The sequence below is a fragment of the Nocardia barduliensis genome (assembly GCF_013315795.1).
Classification (GTDB): Bacteria; Actinomycetota; Actinomycetes; order Mycobacteriales; family Mycobacteriaceae; genus Nocardia; species Nocardia barduliensis.
The window spans coordinates 39,897-65,059 of sequence record NZ_JABLTE010000037.1 but is presented as its reverse complement, the minus strand read 5'-3'; the positions used below and the strand labels follow the sequence as shown (position 1 = coordinate 65,059).

Below are 25,163 nucleotides of genomic sequence, written 5' to 3'. Positions count from 1 at the left end.
CCGGGGCCGTGGTGGGATCAGGAAGCGGGGGCCTGGGCCGCGGCAAGGGCTGCGTCGGTGTCCGCGGTGGCCAGCATGGCGTTGATGTGGGATCCGGCCAGGGCACCGGCCGCACCGGAGGCACCCACTTGGGCGGCGAGGTCGGTGGCATTGCCTGCCACCCACACACCGGGCACCTCCGTGGCACCCGCCATACCGGAGGCGAAGCGGCGGCCCATGTCGTCCGGTAGGTCCTCCATCGGCAGGTTCAGGCCATCCAGCCCATCGGCGCGGGCCAGCATCCGCGTGGCGACGGCGAGCACGCGGCGGGCCACGACGGTGCCGTCGGCCAGGCGAACTCCCGCGAGAGTGCCGTCGTTGTCGTCGGCAACGGCCTGCACCGGGGTATCGACGACACGGATATCCCTGGCGGCGAAGCGCGCACGGCTGGCCCCGTCCAGGTGGGTGCCGTTGGTGAAGTAGATCAGGTCCTCGGTCAACTGCCGGAACAGCAGCGCGTGGTGGACGGACATGGCGCCGGTGGCGAGAACCCCGATGGGCTCGTCGCGCACCTCCCAGCCGTGGCAATACGGGCAATGCACCACTGCGTGTCCCCAGTGCTCGGCGAGCCCTGGAATCTCGGGCAGCACATCCCGCAGACCGGTGGCAACCAGCACCCGGCGCGCTGTCACACTGCGGCCGTCGGCCAGGGTGATGGTGAAACGCAGGTCCCCGTCCGCCGACGGGGCGGCCGGTGCCGCCGAGGCCACCTCACCGTCTACCACGTGGCCGCCGTACCGGCGCACCTGCTCCCGGCCCCGCCGCAGAATCTCGGCGGGCGGGGTGCCGTCGAGGACGATGAAGCCGTGCAAGGCCTCGGCAGGCGCGTTGCGCGGAGTACCGCTGTCGATCACCACGACCGAGCGGCGCGAGCGGGCGAGTATCAGTGCGCCGTTCAGACCTGCGGCACCGCCGCCGATCACCACGGCGTCCACCGTGCCGATGGGCAGGGCATCACTCGCGTCCGGGGCTGTCATGGCTTCCACCTTCCGTCATGCGTGGTCCCGTTCTGGGGCCTCTCAGCAGGCTAAGCCCGTTTTGCACCTAAGGCATACAGTGTTGCCTATGACGCAAAATAATGGCGATCTGGACGGCCTCGTACGCAAGCGCATCCGCGCGCTGCGGGTGGCGCAGGGGTGGTCCTTGGAGGAACTGGCGGGTCGCGCCAACCTCAGCCAGTCCACACTGTCCCGCATCGAAAACGGTCAGCGCCGCCTCGCCCTCGACCAGCTCGTCACCCTGGCCCGCGCCCTGGACACCTCGCTGGACCAGCTCGTGGAGACGGCGTCCGACGACGTCGTCACCAGCCCGATGATCGACAGTGCGCACGGTGTGATGCGCTGGCCCATCAAGGGCGACCCCGGCATGACGGTCATGCGTCAGCGGATGACCCAACCACCGCCGGACGACCCCGCGCGGATGCGGGCGCATCCGGGACGGGAATGGATCGTCGTCCTGTCCGGCACCGCGATCCTCATGCTGGGCCACCGCCGCTTTCGCGTCGAGACCAACCAGGCCGCCGAATTCCCCACCATGCTCCCGCACGCCCTCGGCGCCGAAGGCGGCCCCTGCGAGATCCTCGGCATCTTCGATCGCGACGCCCGCCGCGGCCACCAGCGCGACAACGCCGGCCAGTCCGCCGCCGGCGACTGTGACACGGACGGCCCGTGCGAATGACCGCCGCTCAAAGAGCTCCCTTGCGCCGTCGGCACCTCCCCCAACCCCTTCTCGCGGTTTAGGCAAGAAAGGGTGCGCCATGCGCATGGTCGAACGCGAACGCACCACCACCGTCAACATCGAAAGCTCCCGCAACAGAGCCGTCAGCACCTACGCGCTCAGCACCCTGCAGCGCATCCGCCACGGCATCGCCGACATCCTCGCCCCCGAGGACCGCGCCGCCCTGGACCGGCTACTCGACACCAGCAGCCCGCACAGCATCTTGCACCGCATCCGCCACGGCATCGCCGACATCCTCACCCCGAGGACTGCGCCGCCCTGGACCGGCTACTCGACACCAGCAGCCCGCACAGCATCCTGCACCGCGAGGACCTCGCCGTACGCACCGAACGCATCGTGTGGGCCGCCCGCCGCACCGACTGATGGCCCCATTGGGCGGGGACACCACAGCCCTGCGCCACAGGCGATTTGCCCGCATGACACCTTCCCCGAAGGCAACGCCAACTGTCCGCGGCCCGCATCACGCCCCCTGCCCGGCGCAACTGCGCTCGTCCGGTTGACATGCGCCACTGTCAACAACGCTCGTGGGCAATACACCGAAAGCACCGTTTCCGATGCCGCGACCGGCACCCGACCGAACTCGGGTGCGCGGCCGGTTCACCGCGGCGGGTCCGTAGGCTGGGGTCGTATGACACGATCTGCTGCTGATTCCTGCCCGGGCGTGCTGCGGCTGCACGAGGCGGCGGACGGGCCGCTGGCGCGGATCCGGGTGCCCGGCGGGCTCCTGGCGCCCGCCCAGGTGCAGGCGCTGGCAGAAGCGGCGCACGACTTGGCGGACGGCAACATCGAACTCACCTCACGCGGCAACGTCCAATTGCGCCAGGTGCGCGACGCGGGGGCACTGACCGACCGGCTCACGGCCGCGGGCCTCCTCCCGAGCGCCACGCACGATCGGGTGCGCAATATCGTCGCCTCGCCGCTGTCCGGCCGGATCGGCGGCCTGGCCGACGTGCACCCGCTGGTCTCCGCGCTGGACGCGGGCCTGCTCGCGGCGCCGCGACTGGCCGACCTGCCCGGCCGGGTGCTGTTCACCCTCGACGACGGACGCGGCGACGTCAGCGGACTCGGCGGCGACATCGGTGTGCACGCCGTCGGACCGGACGAGTTCGCGCTGCTGCTGGCGGGCGGCGACAGTGGCCTGCGGCTGCCCGCCGCCGACGCGGTCGACGTCATGCTCGCCGCCGCACACGCGTTCCTGGAACTGCGCGGCGACGACGCGGGCCGCTGGCGATTGCGCGACATCGAACACGGCGCCGAACGCGTCGCCGACGGCCTGGGCCGGTCCCCTGTCGCCGAGCGGCTCGAATTCCCCGCGGCGCCGGGCATCCCGATCGGCTGGCTCGAGCAGGACGACGGATCGGTCGCCCTCGGCGCCGGTGTGCGCCTCGGCTCCCTGCCCGCCCGGACCGCCGAATTCCTCGCCGCGGTCGAGCGGCCGGTCCTCGTCACGCCGTGGCGCAGCCTGGTGGTCACCGACCTCGCGGAGTGGACCGCCGAACAGGTGGTGCGCGTGCTGGCCCCGATGGGCTTGATCTTCGACGCCGACTCGCCGTGGCTGCTGGTCAGCGCCTGCGCCGGACAACCGGGGTGCGCGAAGTCGCGCACCGACGTCCGGGCCGACGCCGCCGACGCGGTCGGCACGGGCCGGGTCCTGCCCCGCGTTGCCGATCCGGCCGACCGTGCGCGGACGATGCCCGCGCCGGACGTGGCGGTTGCCGGACGTCAGCATTGGTCCGGGTGCGATCGCCGCTGCGGCCGCCCCCAGGGCGAAGTCACCGATGTCGTAGCGACCGACGACGGTTATCGCGTCGACTGACCGTCCCACCGCGCCGCGCAGGTCACCTGCCGTGGACCTCCAGGGTGCAGCATTTGACCGCGCCACCGGCCTTGAGCAGTTCGGACATCTCGATGCCCACCGGGTGGTAGCCACGTGCGCGCAGGGCTTCGCTCAGATCGGTGGCCGCACTGCTGAGGAAGACGTGGAAACCGTCGCAGACTCCGTTCAATCCGAGCACGGCCGCGTCCGCGTCGGTGGCCACGATCGCGTCCGGGTAGAGGTCGGCCAGCACCGCGCGGGCCGCCGGGCTGAAAGCGGGCGGGTAGTAAGCGATGGTGTCGCCGTCCAAGGGAAGCAGCACCGTGTCCAGGTGGTAGAAGCGCGGGTCGACGAGTTCCAGCGACACCACGGGCAGACCGAAGTACCGCGCCACCTCCTCGTGCGCGGCCGGCGAGCTGCGGAATCCCATCCCGGCCAGGAGCCGGTCACCGACCAGGAGGAAATCGCCTTCGCCTTCGTTGCATTCCGTGGCGGCCACCAGGTTCGGCACGCCGCATCGGGTGAACCAGGCGTGGTAGGCGGGGCCTTCCGCGGCGCGCTCGGCATGGGTGAAGCGGGCCGACATCGCGCGGTCACCGATGATCAGCCCGCCGTTGGCGGCGAACACCATGTCGGGCAGGCCCGCCACACCGGGCACCACGTCCACGGTGTGCCCGTGCTCGGTGTAGGCGGCGCGCAACGCCTCCCACTGCCGCACGGCAAGTGCGCGGTCGACGGGCTCTGCGGGATTCATCCAGGGATTGATGGAGTAGGTGACGTCGAAGTGATCGGGACGGCACATCACGAACCGGCGCGGCGACGAACGGCGTGCGGCGAACTCGACGGGGAGGGTGGCTACAGACGTCAACGGAACTCCCTGAGGTCAGCATGGACTATCAGCTGATACGAAGGTAAGTCGACTAGCATTGCGCCTGAAACAACGATTCGTTGCGCAGATACCCCAGAAATGTGCGAATTATTGCGTGTGCCGAGAGAAGGTGTGACGTGGACGACCTCGACCGCCGAATCCTCGAGCAACTACTGAGGAACGCCAGAGCCTCGTTCCAGGAGATCGGCGGCGTGGTCGGCCTGTCCGCGCCCGCGGTGAAACGCCGGGTCGACCGGCTGGTGGCGGGCAAACAGATCACCGGGTTCACCGCGCTGGTCAATCCCGCGGCGCTGGGCTGGAAGACGGAGGCGTACGTCGAGGTGTACTACCGCGACAACATCTCCCCCGCCGAACTCAAACGCAGCCTCGATCCGATCCCGCAGGTGGTGGGCGTGTGGACGATCGCGGGCGAGGCCGACGCGCTGGTGCACGTGATGGCCACCGACATGGCCGAGATCGAGGTGACGGTGGAGCGGATCCGGGAGAACGCCCGGGTCGGCCGCACCCGCAGCGCCATCGTCATGTCGCGGATTCTCGAGCGTCCGCGAACCTGATCCCGTGGCGTCCCGCGCCCGGCATTCCGGCGGCTTCGGCCCGGGATGCGCGGCGCCCGACCCGGACCGACCTGTCGGGACCCGCACCCATAGGGTGGACCGCATGTCCGACGTACGTGCCAGCTACCTGACCGACGGGGCCGAGATCTACCGTCGCTCGTTCGCGACGATCCGCGCCGAGGCCGATCTGAGCGGATTCCCGCCGGACGTGGCGCAGGTCGCGGTGCGAATGATCCACGGCTGCGGGCAAGTGGATCTCGCCGCGGACATCGCCTTCTCCCCCGGTGTGGTCGCCTCGGCTCGGGCGGCGTTGCGCGCGGGCGCCCCGATTCTCTGTGACGCCACCATGGTCGCGTCGGGCGTCACCAGGAAGCGACTGCCCGCGGGCAACGAGGTGCTGTGCACCCTCGCCGATCCGCGCGTGCCGGAGTTGGCCGCGGCCAAGGGCACGACCCGCTCCGCCGCCGCGCTCGAACTGTGGCTCGACCGGCTCGACGGCGCCGTCGTCGCGATCGGCAACGCGCCGACGGCGCTGTTCCATCTGCTCGATCTGCTGGACGCGGGCGCGCCCCGGCCCGCCGCCGTGCTCGGCATTCCGGTCGGGTTCGTGGGGGCGGCCGAATCGAAGGACGCGCTGATCGATTTCGGCGGCGTCGAATACCTCACGGTGCGCGGCAGGCGGGGCGGCAGCGCCATCACCGCGTCCGCGCTGAACGCGATCGCGAGTGAGCAGGAATGAGCGCTCCTGGCAAGCTCTGGGGCGTGGGACTCGGTCCCGGCGATCCCGAACTGGTAACGGTCAAGGCGGCCAACGTGATCGGCGCGGCAGACGTCATCGCGTTCCACAGCGCACGCCACGGTCGCAGTATCTCCCGTCGCATCGCGGCGCCGTACATGCGCCCTGGCCAACTGGAGGAGCATCTCGTCTATCCCGTGACCACCGAGACGACCGAGCATCCGGGCGGTTACCAGGGCGCGATCGACGAATTCTACGAGCAGGCCGCCGAACGGCTGGCCGGGCACCTCGCCGCGGGGCGTTCGGTCGCGCTGCTCGCCGCGGGCGACCCGCTGTTCTACAGCTCCTATATGCACATGCACCGGCGGCTGGCCGACCGGTTCGAAGCCGAGATCATCCCCGGCATCACCTCCGTGAGCGCGGCGTCGGCGGCGCTGGGCACGCCGCTGGTCGAGGGCGAGCAGGTGCTCACCGTCCTGCCGGGCACCATGCCGGTCGAGGAGCTCACCGAGCGGCTGCGCACCACCGACGCGGCCGCGATCATGAAGCTGGGGCGCACCTATCCCGGGGTGCGGCAGGCGCTTTCGGATTCCGGTCGACTCGCCGGGGCGTACTACGTGGAGCGCGCGAGCACCACCGACCAGCGCGTGCTGCACGCCACCGCGGTGGACGACGCGGAAGTGCCCTACTTCGCCATCACCCTGGTGCCGGGTCCCGAACCGACCACGCCGCTGCCCCCGGCGGCGAGACCGGTGGCGGCGCGGCAAACCGGCACGCACGAGACCGCCCGCGTCGGTGCGGTCGTCGTGGTCGGCCTCGGCCCCGGCGCGCCGGAGTGGACCACCGACGAGGTGCGCGCGGCTCTGGCGGACGCCACCGACCTGGTGGGCTACACCACCTACTTGAACCGGGTGCCCGAACGTCCAGGGCAGCGTCGGCATGCCAGCGACAACCGGGTCGAATCCGAGCGCGCGGCCATGGCCTTGGATCTGGCCAAGCGCGGCGGACGGGTCGCCGTCGTCTCCTCGGGCGATCCCGGCGTCTTCGCGATGGCGGCGGCGGTGCTGGAGGAAGCCGCCGACCCGCAGTGGCGTGCGGTGCCCGTGCGGGTGCTACCCGGTCTCACCGCGGCCAACGCCGTGGCCAGCCGGGTGGGCGCACCACTGGGCCACGACTACGCGATGATCTCGCTCTCCGATCGGCTCAAGCCGTGGGAGGTGGTGGCGCAACGCCTTTCCGCCGTGGCGGCCGCCGACATGGCGATCGCGATCTACAACCCGGCCTCCTCGCAACGCACCTGGCAGGTGGGCGCGATGCGCGATCTGCTGCTGGAGCACCGCAAGCCCGACACGCCCGTCGTCGTGGGGCGTGACGTCGGGGGCCCGGCCGAATCGGTGCGGGTGGTACCGCTCGGCGACCTCGACCCCGAGCAGGTGGACATGCGTACGCTGCTGATCATCGGCGCGTCGACCACGGCGGCGGTCGAGACCGACGCCGGCACCCGGGTCTACACCTCCCGGCGCTACGGTCGCGCGCGCGACGCCGCGACCGACGGCGCGTAGTATCGCCTGACGCACCGAAGATCGGAGGGACCTTGGCCGCGACACTGTCGGAGCTGACGCTGCGCGCCCGAGCCCTGGAAGCCAGGGCCACCGCGAGCGAACAGGCACTCGACGAGCAGGGCGAGGTCCTCAATGAACTAGCGGCGCTGACCAGGCGAACGCTGGACAGCATCGGCCGCATCGATCGACGCGCGGAGACCATCGGCGAAACCGTCGGCGAATTGCACCGGGACGTCGGAATTCTGCGCGAGAACGTGGGCGAGCTCAACCGCAGGGTCACGGTGCTCGAACAGGGACAGGTCCGTTTGGAACAGGGCCAGGCGGCGTTGGCGCGCGGCCAGGCGCAGCTCGAACAGGGCCAGGCGGCGTTGACGCGCGGCCAGGCGCAGCTCGAACAGGGCCAGGCACGGCTGGAGCAAGGCATGGCGCAGGTGCTCGCCCGGCTCGACAAACTGGTCGGCGACGCCTGACCCGCACCGTTCAGGTAACATTCCACTATGGAATGTTGAGAGCGAAGGGAGCAGTCGTTTGACCGACACCGCGACCAGACGCAAGCCGCTGAACTCGACGGCGGCGTCGTTGCTCGGATTTCTGCACGAAGGCCCCATGTCGGGGTGGGATCTGGTCACCGAGGCCCAGGAGCGCATCGGCGACTTCTGGACGATCACGCAGAGCCAGGTGTACCGGGAACTCGCCACGATGGACGCGGCGGGACTGGTCGAGAAGGGCGAGACCGGAGCGAGAGAACGGACGCCCTACCACCTCACCGACGCGGGCCGGGAAGCGTTCCTGGAATGGATCGCCCGCGATCCCGGCGGGGAGACCATCCGGGTGCCGTTGCTGCTCACGCTCTCCTTCGGTGAGCATCTCGATCGCGACCGGCTCGACGGCATCGTCGCGGCCAACCGGGAGATCCATCAGGCGCGGCTCACGCGATATCTGGCCGAAGACCCGTCCGGGATGCCGGCATTCGCCCGCGCCACACTGGATTTCGGGATCCGCTACGAGCGGGCGGTGCTGGAGTGGTTCGACCATCTCCCGGAACTGCTCGACCGCTGATCGCACCGACCGCGCCGCGGCTCACCGCTATCGGGCCCCGGCCGATCCCCCATGCCGGGCGCGCGTCTCGTGCAGCCAATCCAGCGCCTGCGCAGCGGTTTCCACGATCCGCGCGCCTTCGGGCAACGGCGGGCGGTCCACGACGACGACCGGGATTCCCGCCGCTCGGGCGGCGGCGAGTTTGGCTTCTGTCTGATCGCCGCCACTGTCTTTGGTGACGAGTACGTCGATCCGATGCTCGGCGAGCAACCGCGCTTCTTCCTCGAGCGCGAACGGCCCACGGGCGAGGAGCACTTCGTGCCGGGGCGGCAGCGCGCCCTCCGGCGGATCGATGGCGCGGATCAGGAACCACTGCTCGTCGAGTCCGGCGAACGCGTCGACGCCTTGCCTGCCGATGGTGAGGAAGACTCGCGCGCCATGGGCGGCCGTTTCCTTCGCGGCGGCGGCGAGATCGGGTACGCGGATCCACCGGTCCCCCGCCTGCTGCACCCACCTGGACCTGCGCAGGTGCACCAGAGGCACACCCGCAGCGCGCGCGGCCGCCGCGGCGTTGGCGCTGATACCCGCCGCAAACGGGTGGGTGGCGTCCACCATCGCGGCCACGTCGTTGGCCGCGAGCCAGGCCCGCAGTCCCTCGGCGCCGCCGAAGCCGCCGACCCGGACCGTGCCCTCGGGCAGCAGGGGCGCACGCACACGACCGGCGAGCGAGGACACGATCTCGAATCCTCGCTCGCCGGAAGCGATGTGGGCCAGCTCCCGCGCGTCGCGGGTGCCGCCCAGGATCAGAACTCTCAGGGCTGACCGCTGAAGTAGGCGATACCCGCGTTCAGCAGCGACGGCCCGCCCGCGACGGCCAGACCGATCAGCGCGCCGAGCACCGCGCCCGGCAGGATGCCGACACCGAAGAAGACGATGCCGATGGCGGCGCCGATCAGACCGCCGACCAGCGCGCCCAGCGAGGCGCGCTGCAACTCGGCGAAGAACCACTCCTGCGCGCCGATGAACTCGGCGGCGACCGGCGCGTTGGCGGTCGGCTCGACCTGCGGCGTCAGCGTCAGCTGCCTGCCCTCGTCGGCGACGGCCGCGGCGATCCGGACCTCCTGGCCCTTGGCGGTAGCGGTGAGCGGAATGCTGGTGACGGTCTCACCCGCCGAATTCTTCAGGGTGACCGCCTGGTTGGCGGTGTCGACGCTGAACGCGCCGCCGGTCACGCTGGTGACGACCGACTTGCCCGCGTCGGCGAGCCGCAGCGCGTAGCCGACGCCCTGATCGGTGCCCGTGACCGCGGGCGCGGCCGCGGCCTGGTCCTGCGCCGCGGGCGGCGTGGGATCGGCGTAGGAGGTACCGGCCGTGACCCCGGTGGCGGCGACAGCCAGCAATGCGGTAGCGGCGAACTTCTTGTATCTCATCTATCTCCCCAACAGGAATCGAATTTCCCGATCATGATCGGAACTCGGCCCCGACCCTACCGCGTGACCGGTAACGTGTTCACCCCTCTGCGGGGAACCCGGACGCGGATTTCACCACAGACCACTGCGCGACCGGGAGGTGGGGGCGCCACGTGGTGAAGGAGCCCAAGGGCTCCCCGCGGTAGATCTGGAACTTCCGCAACACGCCGCCCTGGGCGCTCGACCAGCTGAGCAGCAGGGATTCCGATTCCGCGGTCACCGCGTTCGCGACGAGCCTGCCGCCCTGACGCAGCTGCGCCCAGCATGTCTCGAGCACGCCATCCTGGGTCAGGCCCCCACCGACGAAAATCGCGTCGGGCGCGGCGCTTTCGGTGTCGTCGGCGAGTTCGGCGCGCACCTCGCCACGCACCAGGATGTGCGGCACGCCCAGCGCGGTGGCGTTGTCGGCGATCTGCCGCCGCCTGCGCTCGAGCCGCTCGAACGCGACAGCCCGGTTGCCCGGATGCGCTCGGCACCACTCGATGGCGATACTGCCCGACCCGCCGCCGACATCCCACAGCAGCTCGCCGGGAGCCGGCGCCAGCGCCGCCAGCGTCAGGGCGCGGATCTCGTGCTTGGTGAGTTGACCGTCTCCACCGAACAGTTCGTCGGGCAGGCCGGGCAGGCGCGTGGCACGCGGCAGACCCGGGTCGGCCGCGCAGGTGACGGCCACGATGTTCAGCGGATCGCCCGGCGGGTGATCCCACTGCTTCGCGATTCCGGCGCGTCGACGTTCGGCGCGGCCGCCGAGTTGCTCGAACACCGCCAGTTCCGACCCGCCGAAACCGTGCCGCCCGAGCAAGTCCGCCAGCTCCCGGGGGGTGTGCTCGTCGACGCTGAGCACCAGCAGCCGCCTGCGGTCGGCCAGCTCCGGCAGCACCGTCGCCAGCGGACGCCCCACCACACTGACCACCGGGGTCTCGGCCAGCGGCCACCCCAGTCGGGCGCAGGCCAGCGCAGCCGACGACGGCTGCGGCAGCACGCGCAGCGCGGGTGCGCCGAGCAGCCGGGCCAAGGTGACGCCGATCCCGTAGAACATCGGATCACCGCTGGCCAGCACGCACAACCGCGCGCCGGCGTGCTGTTCCAGCAGCCCGGGCAGGGCGGACGACAAGGGCGACGGCCACCTCACCCGTCTCGCCGCCACATCGGGCGGCACGAGAGCGAGCTGGCGCGCGGAACCGAACAGGATCTCGGCGTCGCCGATGGCCTCCCGCGCGGCGCGACCGAGACCGTCCCAGCCGTCGGCGCCGATGCCGACGACCGCGATCGGCGGGCCTGCCCAGCGCACGGGTGCGGCGCTCACCGCGGCATCCGACGCCAGATCGCTTGCGGCAGCAGGCGCATCCCGAAGAACACCGGGCGCAGGATCCACGGCACCCAGACCCGGCTCGCGCCGCGGCGCAGACCGTCGACCACGGCAGCGGCTACCTGGTCCGGGGTGCTGGAGAAGGGAGCGGGCGACATTCCCTCGGTCATCCGCCCGATGACGAACCCGGGACGCACCAGCAGCAACCGAACCCCGCTGCCGTGCAGCGCGTCCGCCAGACCCGAGGCGAATCCGTCGAGCCCCGCTTTGGCCGATCCGTAGACGTAGTTGGCGCGGCGGACCCGCACGCCGGCGACCGAGCCGAACACCACGATCTGTCCTGCGCCGCGCGTGCGCAGCAGGTTCGCCAGGGTGGTGAGCACACTGGCCTGGGCGACGAAGTCGGTGTGCAGGATCGCCGCCGCGTGGGCGGGATCCCGCTCGGCGCGCTGCTGATCGCCGAGCACGCCGAACGCCAGCACCGCGATGCCGATCGGCCCGTGCTCCGCGTCGATCTTCTCCAGCAGCGCCGGATGACTCGCGGTGTCGTCGGCGTCGAATTCGACGGTGTGCACGTCGCTCGCGCCCGCGGCCTCGATCTGCGCGCGCTGCGCGGCCAACTCGTCGCTGCGCCGGGCCGCGAGCACCACCGCGCGACCGGGGGCGAGCCGCCGCGCCACTTCGAGCCCGATCTCGCTGCGACCGCCGAGCAGCAGTACGGTCCCGTCGGCCAATCCACGCGTTCCCATGCGCCCCAGTCTGTCATTACCATGGGCGTTGCCCGTCATCGCTCACCCACCCGGTGAGCGTCGCCGGCCGGGCTGCTGGGACACCACGGGGCGCCGGAGGCTACGGTCGGAAGATGCCGACGAGTACTGCTGAGTTGTCGCCCGCCGCCCTCGAGTTCGTCGCCGAACGGCACCTCGCCACGCTGACGACGTTGCGCGCGGACGGGACGCCGCACGTGGTGGCCGTGGGGTTCACCTGGGACCGGGACGCCGGGATCGCGCGCGTGATCACCAACGACGGGTCGGTGAAGGTCCGCAATGTGCGCCGCAACGGCTACGCGGCGGTCAGTCAGGTCGACGGGATCCGGTGGATTACCTTGGAGGGCCCGGCGACCGTCCTCGACGCCCCCGCTGAGGTCGCCGAGGCCGTCGAGCGGTACGCCGGTCGCTACCGCGTGCCGCGGGAGAACCCGACGCGCGTGGTGATCGCCATCCGAGTCCGGCGCGTCCTGTCCAGCAGCACGCTCGTGGCGCCTGCCGCGGACGGGAAACCCGGCGGGAACGGCGCCCACGCGTAGGGTCCCCGCCGCACGCCTCCGCAGCTGCCGCGAAGCGCTCCGCGGTCAGCCGTCGATCACAGGACCGCGAGACCGTGCGGTCGCTTGTTCAAGGATTCGCCGCCGTCCTCGGTCACGACAACGATGTCCTCGATCCGCGCGCCCCACTCGCCGCGGAAGTAGATGCCGGGCTCCACACTGAAGGCCATGCCGGGCTGCAGGACGAGGTCGTTGCCCGCGACGATGTAGGGCTCCTCGTGCACCGACAGGCCGATTCCGTGGCCCGTGCGGTGCACGAAGGCAGGTCCGAAGCCGGCTTCGGTCAACGGATTTCGCGCAGCGGCGTCCACCGCGGCCGCGGTGACTCCCGGGCGGACGGCCGCGACCGCCGCCGCCTGGGCGCGCTCCAGTTCGGCGTAACGGGCCGCGACCTCCGGGGCGGGCTCGCCCATGACGTAGGTGCGGGTGGAGTCGGAGTAATAGCCAGGTTCGACAGGGCCGCCGATGTCGACGACCACCACGTCCCCGGCCTCGATCCGGCGCTCGGACACGTCGTGATGCGGGTCCGCGCCATGCGGACCGCTGCCGACGATGACGAACGCCGCCTCGGTATGCCCCTCCGCCACGATCGCGTCCGCGATGGCGCGCCCGACCTCCGCCTCGGTGCGGCCCTCCAGCAGAAACTCCCCCATCCGGGCGTGCACCCGGTCGATCGCGGCGCCTGCCCGGCGCAGCGCGTCCACCTCGGCGGCGTCCTTGATCATGCGCAGCTCGCGCAGGACGGGAGTGGCCGATACCGGAAGGCCGGTGAACGACTCGGCCAGCGGCAGCAGATGCAGCGCGGGCATGACATCGGCCACGGCCACCCGCGAGCCGACGTGCAGCGCGGACTTCACCAGGGTGTACGGGTTGGCGCCGTCGACCCAGTCCAGCACTTGCAGACCCAATTCACCCGCCGCCGAAGCCTCCAGCGATGCCAGCTCCAGTTTCGGGATCACCACCGACGGCGTCGCGCCGTCCGCCGGGATCACCAGGCAGGTCAGCCGCTCGAACGATTCGGCCGCCGAGCCGATCAGGTAGCGCAGGTCCGGCCCCGGAGTGATCAGCAACGCGTCGAGGTGGGCGGCCCGCATCAGCTCCACCGCACGCTCTAGTCGTGCGCCGTAGACGTCCGCCGCGAACCTCGAATCCGTATGCGAGCTCATTTGCCCGACGTTACCCGTCACGCGCGCCGGAGGAACGCCGAACTTCGCCGGGGCGGTGTCGGTGCGGGCGAGTAGCCTCAGCCCGTGACCTCTGCTTCCGGTGGGCCCCTGTTGCTGTTGGACGGTGCCAGTCTGTGGTTCCGCGCCTTCCACGCCATCCCCGACAAGATCACCGCGCCCGACGGCCGATCGGTGAACGCGCTGCGTGGTTTCACCGACATGGTCGCGTCGCTGATCACCAAGTTCGCACCGAGCAGGCTGGTGGTGTGCCTGGACCTGGACTGGCGCCCGGCCTATCGGGTCGATCTGGTGCCGTCCTACAAGGCACACCGGCTCGATACGTCGGCGCAGGCCGCTCCCGGCGCCGAGAGTGTGCCCGACACGCTCACCCCCCAGGTCGAGATGATCTTGGAGGTGCTGGCGGCGGCGGGCATCGCGACCGGCGGCGCGGACGGCTTGGAGGCCGACGACGTGCTGGGCACCCTGGCGACCCGCGAGCGCACCGACGACGTCGTCGTGGTCAGCGGTGACCGTGACCTGCTGCAGCTGGTCCGGGACGAGCCCGCGCCCCCGGTGCGGGTGCTCTACGCCGGACGGGGTCTGGCCAAGGCAGAACTGTTCGGTCCGGCCGAGGTCGCCGCGAAGTACGGCGTGCCGCTGCGCAACGCCGGCCCCGCCTACGCCGACATGGCCACTCTGCGTGGTGACGCCTCCGACGGCCTGCCCGGTGTGGCGGGCATCGGCGAGAAATCCGCCTCCACGCTGATCTCCCGTTTCGGCTCGCTGGACGCCCTGGTCGCGGCCGTCGAGGATCCCGACGCCGACCTGTCGCAAAGCGTGCGCGCCCGGCTGCGCGCCGCCGAGGACTACCTGAAAGCCGCCGCCCCGGTGGTCCGGGTGGTCCGCGACGCCGAGGTAGCCCTGTCCCGCAGCGACGTCCTCCCCACCGAACCGGCCGACACGGACCGACTCCGCGCCCTCGCCACCGCCTACAACGCCGAGAGCCCCGTCACACGCTTGATCACGGCACTAGCCGCACGCACCGCCTGACGCGAGAACACCCAGGCTCACCGCCCGCGCAACCAGACGCCGACTCAGCGGCGAAGCGAGACCTACGCGCCGCTCATCAGCGTCGCCCCTCCCGTCTCTACAGCGAAACCCCTGGCAGCGCACCTATCCGCCCACGCACGCAACCAGACCGGCTCAGCTCCCGGTTTCGAGCGAAGCGAGACCGAGCATCCGCCGTTCGCGGCCCCGCTCGGACGCGAGCCACAAAGGGGCCGCGAACACCCAGCGCCGCAGGCGCTGGCAAAACCAACACAGCCGCCCCACAAGCCCTGAGCCACCCCGAGGGCCTGGCCCCAGCGAGTCACGTGCACCCTGTGCCCAACTCGCATTCCAAACGCGCCCAGCGCACCGCAACCACGACTTTCGAGCGAAGCGAGACCGAGCATTGCCCGTTCGCGGCCCGGCTCGCGTCCGAGCGGCCGCCGCGTCCGCGACGAAGGAGCAAGCGGCGGCCGCTCGGACGCGAGCCACCAGGGGGCCGCGAACACCCAGCGCCGCAGGCGCTGGCAAAACCAACACAGCAGGCGCTGGAAAAACGATTCAGCTCGGGCGACCGACCTCGTAGGTGCCGTCGTCCTTGGTGATCTTGATGGTCACCTTCTTGGCCTCGCCGCTGACCTTCACGTTGCATTCGAAGGTGGCGTCGACCTTGACTTCCTGGCCGGACGGGCAGGAGACGTCGCTGATGTCCTGGATGCCGTAGGAGTCCGACAGCACCTTCTTCACGCCGTCCTGCACCGCGGCCTGGTCCAGTTGGTCCGTGGCGGTCAGCACGAGCACGAGCGCGACGATCGCGCCGACCACCGCGACGCCGAGCACGGACAGGCCGATGATCAGGCCCTTGCCCTTGCCGCCCTGCTGCGGCGGCTGCTGGCCGGGAGCGCCCCACTGCTGCTGCGGCTGCTGACCCCACTGCGGCTGCTGGCCCTGCTGGCCCCAGTCCTGCTGCGGTTGCTGACCCCACTGCGGCTGGGGCTGCTGCGGTTGCTGGCCCCACTGGGGTTGCTGCGGTTGCTGTCCCCACTGCTGCTGCGGCGGCTGCTGGCCCCACTGCTGCTGCGGTTGCTGCTCACCCCAGTGCTGGGTCGGCTGTGCCGAGGCCGGGGTCTGCGGCTGACCGCCCCACTGCTGCGTGGGACCGGCCCCGCCCGGCGCCTGCTGTCCACCCCACTGCTGGGTGGGATCGTTGCGTCCCTCCCCGGGGTCGTTCGGTCCGTACGGGCCGCTCATCTGCTTGCCTCCACTCGCATCGTTGTACACACGGTAGCCCCCCGCGTGGGCCTCGTCGCATGACACGACTACTCCGCCACGGTCGGTACGCGAAAGAAATCAAATCACAATCGAATCCGCCGCGTTGCTATTGCCGCCGCCGGGCTCGTCGCACGCAGCGGTCAGGCGGCGTCCACCGCGACGACACCGCGCCGGATCGCCCGCACCGCCTTGGCCGCGGTGGCGGCGACCTCGGGATCGTCAGCGGTGCCGTGGATCTGGTCGAGCAGATCGATCACCTGTCGGCACCAGCGCACGAAGTCACCGGCCGACAGCGGCGCGCCCTGGTCGCCGCTGGCGAGCAACGACTCGGCCAACCCGTCACCGCGCGCCCATTTGTAGACACCGTCGACGAATCCCAGATCGGGCTCCCTGGTCGGCGGCAGCTTGTGCCGCGCTTCGTCGGACCGCAGCTCGGACCAGATCCCGATGGTCGCGCCGATGGCCCGCCGGATCGGCGCCGTGGGTCCGCTCGCGCCGAGATATCCGCCCTCCTGGCGGGATTCGTAGACCAGGATCGACACCACGCCGGCCAGTTCGGCCGCGCCGAGGCCGCGCCACAGCCCCTGCCGGAGGCATTCGGCGACCAGCAGGTCGCTTTCGGCGTAGATGCGGGCCAGCCTGCGGCCGTCCGAGGTCACCTCGCTCTCGTGCACGAAACCGCGTTCCTCCAGCAGGCCGAGGATTCGATCGAACGTGCGCGCCAGCGAGTTGGTGGTCGCGGCAACCTTTTGGCGCATCGCGTCCGTCTCGCGCTGCAACCGGTTGTAGCGCTCGCCCACCCGGGCAAGCTGCTCACGATCGGGCCGGGAATGCGCAGGATGCGCGCGCAGGGTGCGGCGCAGCGTGGCCAGTTCCCGGTCGTCGGCCGCGGCCGACTGCCTGCCGCGGCGGGGCCGGCCGGGCACCGAGATGCCGGTGCTGCGCAGCGCGGAGGCCAGATCGCGGCGGGTGCGCGCGGTCCGATGGTCCACTCGGCGCGGCAGCCGCATGTGCCCGAGCGCCTCGGCGGGCACCGGGAAGTCGGCGACCGACACCCGCCCCGCCCACTTGTCCTCGGTGAGCACCAGTGGCCGCGGATCGCCCGGCGTCGCGTCCGGCTCCAGGATCACCGCGAGCCCGGCGCGGCGGCCGGAGGGGATCGCCACCACGTCACCGCGCCGCAGCGCACCGAGCGCGTCCACCGCGGCGCCCCTGCGGTCGGCACGGCTCTGCTGAGCCAGCTGGCGCTCCCGCTGCTTGATCCGCTCCCGCAGCGACAGGTAGTCCAGGAATCCGCCTTCCGCACCGCCGAGCTGATCGCGCAGCTTGCGCAGCGCGGCCTCGTTGCGTTCGATGCCGCGCACCAACCCGACCACCGACCGGTCCGCCTGGAACTGGGCGAACGAGCGCTCCAGCAGGGCGCGCGATTCGTCGGCGCCCATCCGGTCGATGAGGTTGATCGACATGTTGTAGCCCGGCCGGAACGAGCTGCGCAGTGGATAGGTGCGGGTCGAGGCCAGACCGGCGACCGCGCTGGTGTCCACCTCCGGCTGCCACAGCACCACCGCGTGACCTTCGACGTCGATGCCGCGCCGCCCGGCGCGCCCGGTCAGCTGGGTGTACTCCCCCGGGGTGAGTTCGGCGTGCGACTCGCCGTTGAACTTGACCAGCCGTTCCAGCACAACGGTGCGCGCGGGCATATTGATGCCGAGCGCCAGCGTCTCCGTGGCGAAGACGGCGCGCACCAACCCGTTGACGAACAGTTCCTCGACGGTGTGCCGGAACGCGGGGAGCATTCCGGCGTGATGCGCGGCCAGACCGCGGTGCAGCGCCTCGCGCCACTCCCAGTAGCCGAGCACCTCCAGATCGGCCTTCGGCAGATCGCCGGTGTGCTTGTCGATGATCGCGTCGACCTGGTCGCGCTCCTCCGGACGGCTCAGGTCCAACCGCGACCGCAGGCACTGCGCGAGCGCGCCGTCGCAGCCCGCCCGGCTGAAGATGAACGTGATGGCGGGCAGCAGGCCCTCGTCGTCCAGTTTCGCGAGCACCTCCGGCCGCGGCAGCGGACGGAAGTCCCGGCGCGGTCCGCCGCGGCCGTTGCGCGGGGGACCCCAGCTGTTCATCCGGTCGGCGGCCTCGCGGTGGCGGATGAACCGCACCAGGTCTTCGTCGACGAGCACCTTCTGGTCGGTGGACTTGGTGTCGAACAGGTCGAACATCCGCCGCCCCACCATGACGTGCTGCCACAGCGGCACCGGCCTGGTCTCGTCGACCACCACCGCGGTGTCGCCGCGCACGGTCTCCATCCAGGCCCCGAACTCCTCGGCGTTGCTGACCGTGGCCGAGAGGCTGACCAACCGCACGTCCGGCGGCAGGTGCAGGATGACCTCCTCCCACACCGCGCCACGGAAGCGGTCGGCCAGGTAGTGCACTTCGTCCATCACCACGTAGGACAATCCGCGCAGCGCGTCCGAGGAGGCGTAGAGCATGTTGCGCAGCACCTCGGTGGTCATCACGACCACCGGCGCGTCCGGGTTGATCGACTGGTCGCCGGTCAGCAGCCCGACGCTCGCGCGGCCGTGCCGCTCGGTCAGATCGGCGAACTTCTGGTTCGACAGCGCCTTGATCGGTGTGGTGTAGAAACACTTCCCGCCCGCGGCCAGCGCCAAGTGGACGGCGAATTCGCCCACGACCGTCTTTCCCGCGCCGGTCGGGGCACAGACCAGGACACTGTGGCCTTCTTCGAGCGCCGCGCAGGCGTCGTGCTGAAACGGATCCAGCCGGAACTTCAGTTCGGCGGAAAATACGGCCAATTCGCCCGTCTGCGACCGGTCATCTGTCACTCGTCAGAGCGTATCGGAGTAGTCCGACACCGGTCGTGCGGATTTCTCCGCGGGCGTGGAGACCGATTCGGCCGGATCGATCGGGTCCGGCCCGTCCAGCTCGGAGGCTTCTTCGTCGGACAACGCGCCCAAGCCCGCGCGCTCCTTACGCGCCCGGCGCCGGTCGTTGATCCGGGAGAACTGGATCGCCACCTCGAACAACACCGTCAGCGCCAGCGCCAGCGCCAACATGGAGAACGGATCCTGCGGCGTCACGATCGCCGCGAACACGAACAGACCGAACGTGATCCCCCGCCGCCACGCCTTCAGCCGCACATAGGTCAGCACGCCGACCAGGTTCAGCCCGATGATCAGCAACGGCGTCTCGAAACTGACGCCGAAGATGATCAGCAACTGGATGATGAAGCTGAAGTACTGCGACCCGCTCAGCGCCGTGATCTGCACGTTGTCGCCGATGGTCAGCAAGAAGCTCAACGCGTGCGCGATCACCACGTACGCCAGCACCGCCCCCGCGGCGAACAACACCGTGCCCGAGGACACGAACCAGATCGCGTACTTGCGTTCCTTGGTGTACAGCCCCGGGGTGATGAACGCCCACAACTGATACAGCCAGATCGGCGCAGCCAGCACCACGCCCGCGGTCATGCCGACCTTCAACCGCAACGTGAACTGCTCGAACGGCGCGGTCGCCAGCAGACGGCACGCGCCGTCCGTGCTCAACGTCGCGCGCGCCGAAGCGGGCAGCGAGCAATACGGCCCGCGCAGGATCTCACCGAGGCTGTCGACCCCGAGGAACCCGTGCGCGTACCACAGGAAACCCAGCACCGTCGTCGCGATCACCGCCGCGATCGACACCAGCAACCGGTACCGCAACTCCTGCAGATGCTCGACCAACGACATCGTGCCGTCGGGGTTGGTCCTGCGCTTGCTACGCCGCGGATCGAACGGGATTCGCATGGTTGGTGATCGCCCCTGGGTTGAGTGCCTCGCTCAGCGCGGCAACAGCACTAGGTCCGGAGTGAGTTCTTCCTCACTCCGGCGCGAGCGGATCCGCTCAGATCGACTTCGGCTCGGTGCGGGGCTCGGTGGCCGACTGCGTCGGCTGCTGCGCGGCGGGCAACTGCGGCGCGGGCTGCTGAGCGGACGCGCCGGAATTGGACGCGTTGCTCTCGTTGTGCATCTGGCTCACCTCGCTCTTGAAGATGCGCAACGATCGGCCCAGGCTGCGGGCCGCGTCGGGCATCCGCTTCGCGCCGAAGAACATCACGAAAACCACCGCAATGATCAGCCAGTGCCAGATGCTCAGACTGCCCATGATCTACCTCCCAAGACTGTGATATCCCGATGCTACCGGACCGTGACGTGCGCGAACGCCGCCGTCACCGCTCGTTCGCCCGGTGTTGGGGCGTGCTGCCCGCCCCGGCGGCCCGCAACTGGCCGAGCAGGTCGCGGCCGGTCCACGCGCGCCGGTCGCCCTGCTCGGCGGCGACGATCAACTCGATCAGCCGCTGGTTGACCGGCGTCGGCATCCCGACCATCGCGCCCAGCCCGACGATTTCCCCGCACAGCCAGGAGATTTCGGTCGTGCGGCCCAGTGCAAGGTCGTCGGCCATGGACGAACGCGCCATCGGATCGATGGCCAGCACTTGCCCGGCCACCCGCTGGAAAAGGCGGTCGGGCACGGTCAGCAGCGTGGCCATCACCCGGGGCGGCAGCGGCGTCAGCCGCGCCGGGCGAATTCGCGCCTTGGTCATCACCGCGAGCGCTTCGCGCTGGGTCAGGGCCAGGCAGCGGCGGTAGTCCCGGTCGGCGAGTTCCTCCCGCAGCGGGCGCCCGGACAGCGCGTTGATCGGGTTGTTGAGGTTGAGCAGCAGCTTCGCCCACTGCACCGGCCGCAGGTCGGGATACCGGCGCACGCCGAGTCCGGTCCGCTCGAACACGTCCAGGAACGGCGCCAGCGCCGGATCGTCCTGCACCGCGAGACCGCCCTCGGTGGCGCGATGAAAATGTCCGCCGGGATGGTGCACGACGTTGAACATCACCATGCCCGCCAAGACCACGCAGTGCGGCAGGATCTCCCGGATCACCGAGTCGTTGCCGACGCCGTTCTGCAGGCTCAGCACCACGGTGCCCGGACGGATCTTGCCGCTCAGTTCGCGCACCGCCTCCGCGGTCGCCGCCGATTTCACCGTGATCAGCACCAGATCGGCCGATCCTACGTCGTCGGGTTCGGTCGCGACGTGGAATCGCTCCGGGGGCAGCGTCTCGTCCCCGCCGTCGAGGTCGGTGAGCCGCAGCCCGGCCGCGCTGAGGTCGTCGAGCACCCGCCTGCGGCCGACCAGGGTGACATCCGCGCCCGCCACCGCGAGCTTGCCGCCGACGAAATTGCCGATGCTGCCCGCACCGACCACCAGCACGCGACTGTTCATGCCGGTAGGGCCTCTTCGTGCCTCATCGGGCCTCCAGGTATCCGGCTTCCTCGTAGGCGGCAAGCGCGGCGTTGGACCGCTCGCGCACCGCCGCGACCAGTTCCGGCGGCCCCAGAACGGTGACGCCCGACCCGAAACCCAGCAGCAGGCGCGCCATCCAGTCCAGCGTGGCGAACCGCATGCTCGCCTCCAGGCTGCCGTCGGGATGCACCGCGAGCCGGTGCATCGGGTACTGATCGAGAACCCAAGCGTAATCGGCGTGGATCCGCAAGCGCGCCAAAGGGACCGCGGGGTCGTCCTGGAACAGGTCCAGCCCCGCCGTCGCCTGCGTGGCATGCTCGGGCGGCCGGGCGGGCTCGTCCAGCTCGGTCGCGGCCTCGATCCGGTCGAAGCGGAACAGGCGCACGCCCTCGGCCTGCCTGCACCAGGCTTGCAGATAGCTGTTGTCGTCCACCAGGACGATGCGGATCGGGTCGACGACACGTTCGGACACCACGTCGCGGCTGGCCGAGTAGTACACCAGCCGCAGGGTCCGGCCCAGCGCCAGCGCCGAGCGCACGGCGGCCACCGCGGGCGCCTCCTGCGGCGGCGTTCGCGAGCGCCCGTCCTCGACCGGAGCCGCGCCGCCCGCGATCGCCGATTCGATCTTCGCGATGGCCGCGTGGGCCGCGGTCGGGTCGACCATGCCGGGCATCTCCACGATCGAGCGCAGTGCGACCAGCAACGCGGTCGCTTCCGTGGAGGTCAGCCGCAGCGGCCGGTCGATGCCCGCGGAGAAGGTGACCTCGATGCTCTCCTCGGAGAACGACAGGTCGATCAGATCGCCGGGGCCGTATCCGGGCAGTCCGCACATCCACAGCTGATTGAGGTCGCTCATCAGCTGCTTGGTCGTGACACCCAGGTCGGCGGCGGCCTCGGCGGCGCTGATGCCGGGATGCGCGATGAAGTACGGGATCATGTTCAGCAGCCGGGAAAGACGTACCGACAGCCGCGAGCTCATGCCCGCACCTCCGTGTGGTCGAACACCGAGCGCAGTCGCGCGATGACATCGGCGCGCAGTGCCTCGGGCGCCAGCACCACGGCGTCCGGCCCCAGCCCGGTGATGAGCCGGGCCAGCCAGTCCCGAGATCGCACCGGCAACTCGACCACGGCGCCCGCGCGGCCGCCGATCGTGCGCGTGCCGGTCACCTGCCCGAGCCTGCGGATCTCCCGTCCCCGCCCCTCGGCCACCCACACCGTCGCCGATCCGCTGACCGGCCCGGTGCTGGTGACCTGGTCGACGATGGTGCGCAGATCGATGTCATCCGGCTTGCGCACGGCGTTGCGCGGGCCGTAGGCGGTCACGTCGTCGCCGATCCGGGACAACCGGAAGCTGCGCACCGCGTCCCGGTCCCGGTCGTGCCCGACCAGGTACCAGCGGCCGTGGTGGGTGACGACGCCCCAGGGCTCCACGTCGCGCATGAGATAGGGCGCGTTGATCGCCGAGCGGTGCTCGAACCGCACCGCCTGGCCCGCGTCGATCGCGGCGAGGAGTTTGCCGAGCACCGGTTCCGAACCACGGGTGCGGGCCGGGACGGCCGGCACCGACGCCACGGCGGCGTCGGTCTCCACATGGATGCCCGCCGCACGCAGTTTGAGCAGCGCGCCCTCCGCGGCGGCGGCCAGCTCCGGCGATTCCCACATCTGCACGGCCACGGCGACGGCGGCCGCCTCCTGATCGGTCAGGTCGATGTCGGGTAGCTCGTAGGCGTCGCGGTTGATCCGGTAGCCCTCGATCGTCGAGTACCGGCTCACCGGACCGACCTCCAGGGGGATGCCCAGATCGCGCAGCTCGTTCTTGTCCCGCTCGAACATCCGGCTGAACGCTTCGTCGCTGGCGGAGTCCTCGTATCCGGCGACGCTCTCCCGGATCCGCTCCGCGGTCAGGAACTGCCGGGTCGACAGCAGCGCGATGACCAGATTCATCAGCCGCTCGACCTTGGTTATCGCCACCCGATAGAGGGTAATCTGCGCGCCCCCACCACCGCGCGGCGGCGCGGCGTATTGTTCGGCCGCGACTTCGCCGCGGCATGGTCGCGGCCCGTGCTCGGTCTCGCTACACCTCGGCAGACGGTGGTTGTCACCCCTCGGCCAGGTAGCGCTCGACTTTCTCCACCTTGGCGGTGATCGCGTCGCTCACGCCGGGCCGGATGTCGGCCTTCAGCACCAGGCTGCACCGCGGCGCTACGGCGAGGATGGCATCGGTCGCCCGCTTCACCACGGCCATCACCTCGTCCCACTCGCCCTCGACGGTGGTGAACATGGCATCGGTGTGGTTGGGCAGCCCGCTGGCACGCACCACGCGCACCGCCTCGGCGACGGCGCGCCCGACATCGACGCCGGTGCCCAGCGGTGTGACGGAAAAGGCGATGATCATGCTTCGATCAGAGCCGCCCCACTCACATGGACGCGATCAGGCGATCGACGCGCTCGTCGACCGAACGGAACGGGTCCTTGCACAGCACGGTGCGCTGCGCCTGGTCGTTCAGCTTCAAGTGCACCCAGTCGACGGTGAAGTCCCGGCCCGCCTCCTGCGCGGCGGTGATGAAGTCACCGCGCAGCTTGGCCCTGGTGGTCTGCGGCGGGGTGTCCACCGCGGCGTCCACGGCCTCGTCCTCGGTGACACGCTTGGCCAGACCCTTGCGCTGCAGCAGGTCGAAGACGCCGCGGCCGCGTTTGATGTCGTGGTAGGCCAGATCCAGCTGGGCGATCTTGGGATCGGACAGCTCCATGCCGTAGCGGTCCTGGTAGCGCTGGAACAGCTTGCGCTTGATCACCCAGTCGATCTCGGTGTCGACCTTCGCGAAGTCCTGCGCCTCCACCGCGTCCAGGGTGCGGCCCCACAGGTCGACCACCTGGTCGATCTGGGGATCGCGGTCCCGGTTGCGCAGATGCTCCACCGCACGGGCGTAGTACTCGCGCTGGATGTCCAAGGCGCTCGCCTGCCGTCCTCCGGCCAGGCGCACCGGACGGCGACCGGTCAGGTCGTGCGAGACCTCGCGGATCGCGCGGATCGGGTTGTCCAGGGCGAAGTCGCGGAAGGAGACGCCTGCCTCGATCATCTCCAGCACCAAGGCGGCCGTGCCGACCTTGAGCATGGTCGTGGTCTCCGACATATTGGAGTCGCCAACGATCACGTGCAGGCGGCGGTACTTCTCCGCGTCGGCGTGCGGCTCGTCGCGGGTGTTGATGATCGGCCGCGAGCGGGTGGTCGCCGAGGAGACGCCCTCCCAGATGTGCTCCGCGCGCTGCGACAGGCAGAACGTGGCCGCCTTCGGCGTCTGCAGCACCTTGCCAGCACCGCAGATCAGCTGGCGGGTGACCAGGAACGGCAGCAGCACGTCGGAGATCCGGGAGAACTCCCCCGCGCGGACCACGAGGAAGTTCTCGTGGCAGCCGTAGGAGTTGCCCGCGGAGTCGGTGTTGTTCTTGAACAGGTAGATGTCGCCGCCGATGCCTTCTTCGGCCAGACGCTGCTCGGCGTCGATCAGCAACTCTTCGAGGACCCGCTCGCCCGCACGGTCGTGGGTCACCAGTTGCGCCAGGTTGTCGCACTCCGCGGTCGCGTACTCCGGATGGGACCCGACATCGAGGTAGAGCCGAGCACCGTTGCGGAGGAACACGTTCGAGCTACGGCCCCAGGACACCACCCGGCGGAACAGATACCGGGCCACCTCGTCGGGGGACAGTCGACGGTGACCGTGAAAGGTGCATGTCACACCGAACTCGGTCTCGATCCCCATAATTCGTCGCTGCACACCATCGACATTACAGCCATGTCAGGGACTTGCGTGGTGCACCGAACAACCCGCATGCATACGTCTTCACAACGATTTGGCCCGCTTTGTCGGAATTTGCCCGGGTGAAACCCCACTTCCACCGGAGGATGCACAC

25 protein-coding genes are annotated in these 25,163 nt (G+C 70.4%); 9 read left to right on the top strand and 16 right to left on the bottom strand.

The features are described from left to right. Positions 1-17 precede the first annotated feature (17 nt). Complete coding sequence (locus tag HOV91_RS17900) at positions 18-1,016, bottom strand: NAD(P)/FAD-dependent oxidoreductase (protein WP_217440641.1); 999 nt, start codon at positions 1,014-1,016, stop codon at positions 18-20. A gap of 88 nt (positions 1,017-1,104) precedes the next feature. On the opposite strand from HOV91_RS17900, the gene HOV91_RS17895 reads away from it, so the two are divergent. Both HOV91_RS17895 and cobG read left to right on the top strand, forming a co-directional pair. Continuing rightward, a complete protein-coding gene (locus HOV91_RS17895) occupies positions 1,105-1,716 on the top strand; it encodes a helix-turn-helix domain-containing protein (protein ID WP_174186539.1) in 612 nt (203 codons plus the stop codon). Positions 1,717-2,404: 688 nt separating this feature from the next. Further along, complete coding sequence (gene cobG / locus HOV91_RS17890) at positions 2,405-3,592, top strand: precorrin-3B synthase (RefSeq protein WP_174186538.1); 1,188 nt, start codon at positions 2,405-2,407, stop codon at positions 3,590-3,592. Between the two features lie 22 nt (positions 3,593-3,614). On the opposite strand, the gene ddaH is transcribed toward cobG, so the two are convergent. Beyond that, a complete protein-coding gene (gene ddaH / locus HOV91_RS17885; protein WP_246350336.1) occupies positions 3,615-4,460 on the bottom strand; it encodes a dimethylargininase in 846 nt (281 codons plus the stop codon). A gap of 137 nt (positions 4,461-4,597) precedes the next feature. On the opposite strand from ddaH, the gene HOV91_RS17880 reads away from it, so the two are divergent. From HOV91_RS17880 to HOV91_RS17860, 5 genes are all read left to right on the top strand, one after another. Continuing rightward, positions 4,598-5,035 carry an Lrp/AsnC family transcriptional regulator gene (locus tag HOV91_RS17880; protein WP_174186537.1) on the top strand — a complete coding sequence of 146 codons (438 nt, stop codon included), beginning with the start codon at positions 4,598-4,600 and terminating at the stop codon, positions 5,033-5,035. A 103-nt stretch (positions 5,036-5,138) separates the two neighbouring features. After that, a complete protein-coding gene (locus HOV91_RS17875) occupies positions 5,139-5,774 on the top strand; it encodes a precorrin-8X methylmutase (protein WP_174186536.1) in 636 nt (211 codons plus the stop codon). Beyond that, positions 5,771-7,333, top strand: a complete 1,563-nt coding sequence (gene cobJ, locus HOV91_RS17870) for a precorrin-3B C(17)-methyltransferase (protein ID WP_174186535.1) — start codon at positions 5,771-5,773, stop codon at positions 7,331-7,333. Before HOV91_RS17875 ends, cobJ begins: the two co-directional genes overlap by 4 nt. 32 nt (positions 7,334-7,365) lie before the next feature. Then, positions 7,366-7,803 (top strand): hypothetical protein, encoded by a 438-nt coding sequence (locus HOV91_RS17865; RefSeq protein WP_174186534.1) that lies wholly within the window; start codon positions 7,366-7,368, stop codon positions 7,801-7,803. Between the two features lie 58 nt (positions 7,804-7,861). Then, positions 7,862-8,392 (top strand): PadR family transcriptional regulator, encoded by a 531-nt coding sequence (locus HOV91_RS17860; RefSeq protein WP_174186533.1) that lies wholly within the window; start codon positions 7,862-7,864, stop codon positions 8,390-8,392. Positions 8,393-8,419: 27 nt separating this feature from the next. On the opposite strand, the gene HOV91_RS17855 is transcribed toward HOV91_RS17860, so the two are convergent. From HOV91_RS17855 to dprE2, 4 genes are all read right to left on the bottom strand, one after another. Continuing rightward, entirely contained in the window at positions 8,420-9,187 is a 768-nt protein-coding gene (locus HOV91_RS17855; RefSeq protein WP_174186553.1) for a cobalt-precorrin-6A reductase, read from the bottom strand. Then, the gene (locus HOV91_RS17850) at positions 9,184-9,801 is read right to left on the bottom strand and encodes a DUF8020 domain-containing protein (protein ID WP_174186532.1); all 618 of its coding nucleotides are present in this window, start codon (positions 9,799-9,801) and stop codon (positions 9,184-9,186) included. Before HOV91_RS17850 ends, HOV91_RS17855 begins: the two co-directional genes overlap by 4 nt. Before the next feature lie 79 nt (positions 9,802-9,880). Next, positions 9,881-11,146: a precorrin-6y C5,15-methyltransferase (decarboxylating) subunit CbiE gene (cbiE, locus tag HOV91_RS17845; RefSeq protein WP_312884669.1), complete on the bottom strand. Its 1,266-nt coding sequence runs from the start codon at positions 11,144-11,146 to the stop codon at positions 9,881-9,883. After that, positions 11,143-11,898, bottom strand: a complete 756-nt coding sequence (gene dprE2, locus HOV91_RS17840) for a decaprenylphospho-beta-D-erythro-pentofuranosid-2-ulose 2-reductase (RefSeq protein ID WP_174186531.1) — start codon at positions 11,896-11,898, stop codon at positions 11,143-11,145. The genes cbiE and dprE2 overlap by 4 nt, the downstream gene beginning before the upstream one ends. Before the next feature lie 113 nt (positions 11,899-12,011). On the opposite strand from dprE2, the gene HOV91_RS17835 reads away from it, so the two are divergent. Further along, on the top strand, positions 12,012-12,455 hold the full coding sequence (locus tag HOV91_RS17835) for a PPOX class F420-dependent oxidoreductase (RefSeq protein WP_174186530.1): 444 nt from the start codon (positions 12,012-12,014) through the stop codon (positions 12,453-12,455). Positions 12,456-12,511: 56 nt separating this feature from the next. On the opposite strand, the gene HOV91_RS17830 is transcribed toward HOV91_RS17835, so the two are convergent. After that, a complete protein-coding gene (locus HOV91_RS17830; protein ID WP_174186529.1) occupies positions 12,512-13,639 on the bottom strand; it encodes a M24 family metallopeptidase in 1,128 nt (375 codons plus the stop codon). Between the two features lie 84 nt (positions 13,640-13,723). Here HOV91_RS17830 and HOV91_RS17825 point away from each other — a divergent pair, with 84 nt between their 5' ends. Further along, the gene (locus HOV91_RS17825) at positions 13,724-14,689 is read left to right on the top strand and encodes a 5'-3' exonuclease (RefSeq protein ID WP_174186528.1); all 966 of its coding nucleotides are present in this window, start codon (positions 13,724-13,726) and stop codon (positions 14,687-14,689) included. A 558-nt stretch (positions 14,690-15,247) separates the two neighbouring features. On the opposite strand, the gene HOV91_RS17820 is transcribed toward HOV91_RS17825, so the two are convergent. The 9 genes from HOV91_RS17820 to pafA form a co-directional block, all read right to left on the bottom strand. Further along, on the bottom strand, positions 15,248-15,937 hold the full coding sequence (locus tag HOV91_RS17820; RefSeq protein ID WP_174186527.1) for a DUF4333 domain-containing protein: 690 nt from the start codon (positions 15,935-15,937) through the stop codon (positions 15,248-15,250). Between the two features lie 161 nt (positions 15,938-16,098). Beyond that, positions 16,099-18,801, bottom strand: a complete 2,703-nt coding sequence (locus HOV91_RS17815) for a DEAD/DEAH box helicase (RefSeq protein WP_174186526.1) — start codon at positions 18,799-18,801, stop codon at positions 16,099-16,101. Between the two features lie 3 nt (positions 18,802-18,804). After that, positions 18,805-19,758, bottom strand: a complete 954-nt coding sequence (gene tatC, locus HOV91_RS17810) for a twin-arginine translocase subunit TatC (protein WP_174186525.1) — start codon at positions 19,756-19,758, stop codon at positions 18,805-18,807. A gap of 97 nt (positions 19,759-19,855) precedes the next feature. Further along, positions 19,856-20,116 (bottom strand): Sec-independent protein translocase subunit TatA, encoded by a 261-nt coding sequence (gene tatA / locus HOV91_RS17805; RefSeq protein ID WP_174186524.1) that lies wholly within the window; start codon positions 20,114-20,116, stop codon positions 19,856-19,858. Positions 20,117-20,180: 64 nt separating this feature from the next. Then, a complete protein-coding gene (locus tag HOV91_RS17800; protein WP_174186523.1) occupies positions 20,181-21,230 on the bottom strand; it encodes a 2-dehydropantoate 2-reductase in 1,050 nt (349 codons plus the stop codon). Between the two features lie 22 nt (positions 21,231-21,252). Continuing rightward, positions 21,253-22,230 (bottom strand): helix-turn-helix transcriptional regulator, encoded by a 978-nt coding sequence (locus HOV91_RS17795; RefSeq protein ID WP_174186522.1) that lies wholly within the window; start codon positions 22,228-22,230, stop codon positions 21,253-21,255. Further along, positions 22,227-23,222, bottom strand: a complete 996-nt coding sequence (locus tag HOV91_RS17790; RefSeq protein ID WP_174186521.1) for a helix-turn-helix transcriptional regulator — start codon at positions 23,220-23,222, stop codon at positions 22,227-22,229. Before HOV91_RS17790 ends, HOV91_RS17795 begins: the two co-directional genes overlap by 4 nt. Before the next feature lie 127 nt (positions 23,223-23,349). Continuing rightward, positions 23,350-23,646, bottom strand: a complete 297-nt coding sequence (locus HOV91_RS17785) for a thiamine-binding protein (RefSeq protein ID WP_174186520.1) — start codon at positions 23,644-23,646, stop codon at positions 23,350-23,352. A 22-nt stretch (positions 23,647-23,668) separates the two neighbouring features. After that, positions 23,669-25,027, bottom strand: coding sequence for a Pup--protein ligase (gene pafA / locus HOV91_RS17780; protein WP_174186519.1), 1,359 nt, complete (start codon positions 25,025-25,027; stop codon positions 23,669-23,671). Between the last annotated feature and the right edge of the window lie 136 nt (positions 25,028-25,163).

Bases quoted from the DNA above. Each gene is read 5' to 3' on its own strand.
- HOV91_RS17835 (WP_174186530.1), top strand. From the start codon at position 12,012: ATGCCGACGAGTACTGCTGAGTTGTCGCCCGCCGCCCTCGAGTTCGTC.
- HOV91_RS17820 (WP_174186527.1), bottom strand. From the start codon at position 15,937: ATGAGCGGCCCGTACGGACCGAACGACCCCGGGGAGGGACGCAACGAT.
- HOV91_RS17830 (WP_174186529.1), bottom strand. From the start codon at position 13,639: ATGAGCTCGCATACGGATTCGAGGTTCGCGGCGGACGTCTACGGCGCA.
- HOV91_RS17900 (WP_217440641.1), bottom strand. From the start codon at position 1,016: ATGACAGCCCCGGACGCGAGTGATGCCCTGCCCATCGGCACGGTGGAC.
- tatA (WP_174186524.1), bottom strand. From the start codon at position 20,116: ATGGGCAGTCTGAGCATCTGGCACTGGCTGATCATTGCGGTGGTTTTC.
- HOV91_RS17875 (WP_174186536.1), top strand. From the start codon at position 5,139: ATGTCCGACGTACGTGCCAGCTACCTGACCGACGGGGCCGAGATCTAC.
- cobG (WP_174186538.1), top strand. From the start codon at position 2,405: ATGACACGATCTGCTGCTGATTCCTGCCCGGGCGTGCTGCGGCTGCAC.
- HOV91_RS17785 (WP_174186520.1), bottom strand. From the start codon at position 23,646: ATGATCATCGCCTTTTCCGTCACACCGCTGGGCACCGGCGTCGATGTC.
- HOV91_RS17800 (WP_174186523.1), bottom strand. From the start codon at position 21,230: ATGAACAGTCGCGTGCTGGTGGTCGGTGCGGGCAGCATCGGCAATTTC.
- dprE2 (WP_174186531.1), bottom strand. From the start codon at position 11,898: ATGGGAACGCGTGGATTGGCCGACGGGACCGTACTGCTGCTCGGCGGT.
- HOV91_RS17895 (WP_174186539.1), top strand. From the start codon at position 1,105: ATGACGCAAAATAATGGCGATCTGGACGGCCTCGTACGCAAGCGCATC.
- tatC (WP_174186525.1), bottom strand. From the start codon at position 19,758: ATGCGAATCCCGTTCGATCCGCGGCGTAGCAAGCGCAGGACCAACCCC.
- HOV91_RS17850 (WP_174186532.1), bottom strand. From the start codon at position 9,801: ATGAGATACAAGAAGTTCGCCGCTACCGCATTGCTGGCTGTCGCCGCC.
- HOV91_RS17795 (WP_174186522.1), bottom strand. From the start codon at position 22,230: ATGAGCTCGCGGCTGTCGGTACGTCTTTCCCGGCTGCTGAACATGATC.
- cobJ (WP_174186535.1), top strand. From the start codon at position 5,771: ATGAGCGCTCCTGGCAAGCTCTGGGGCGTGGGACTCGGTCCCGGCGAT.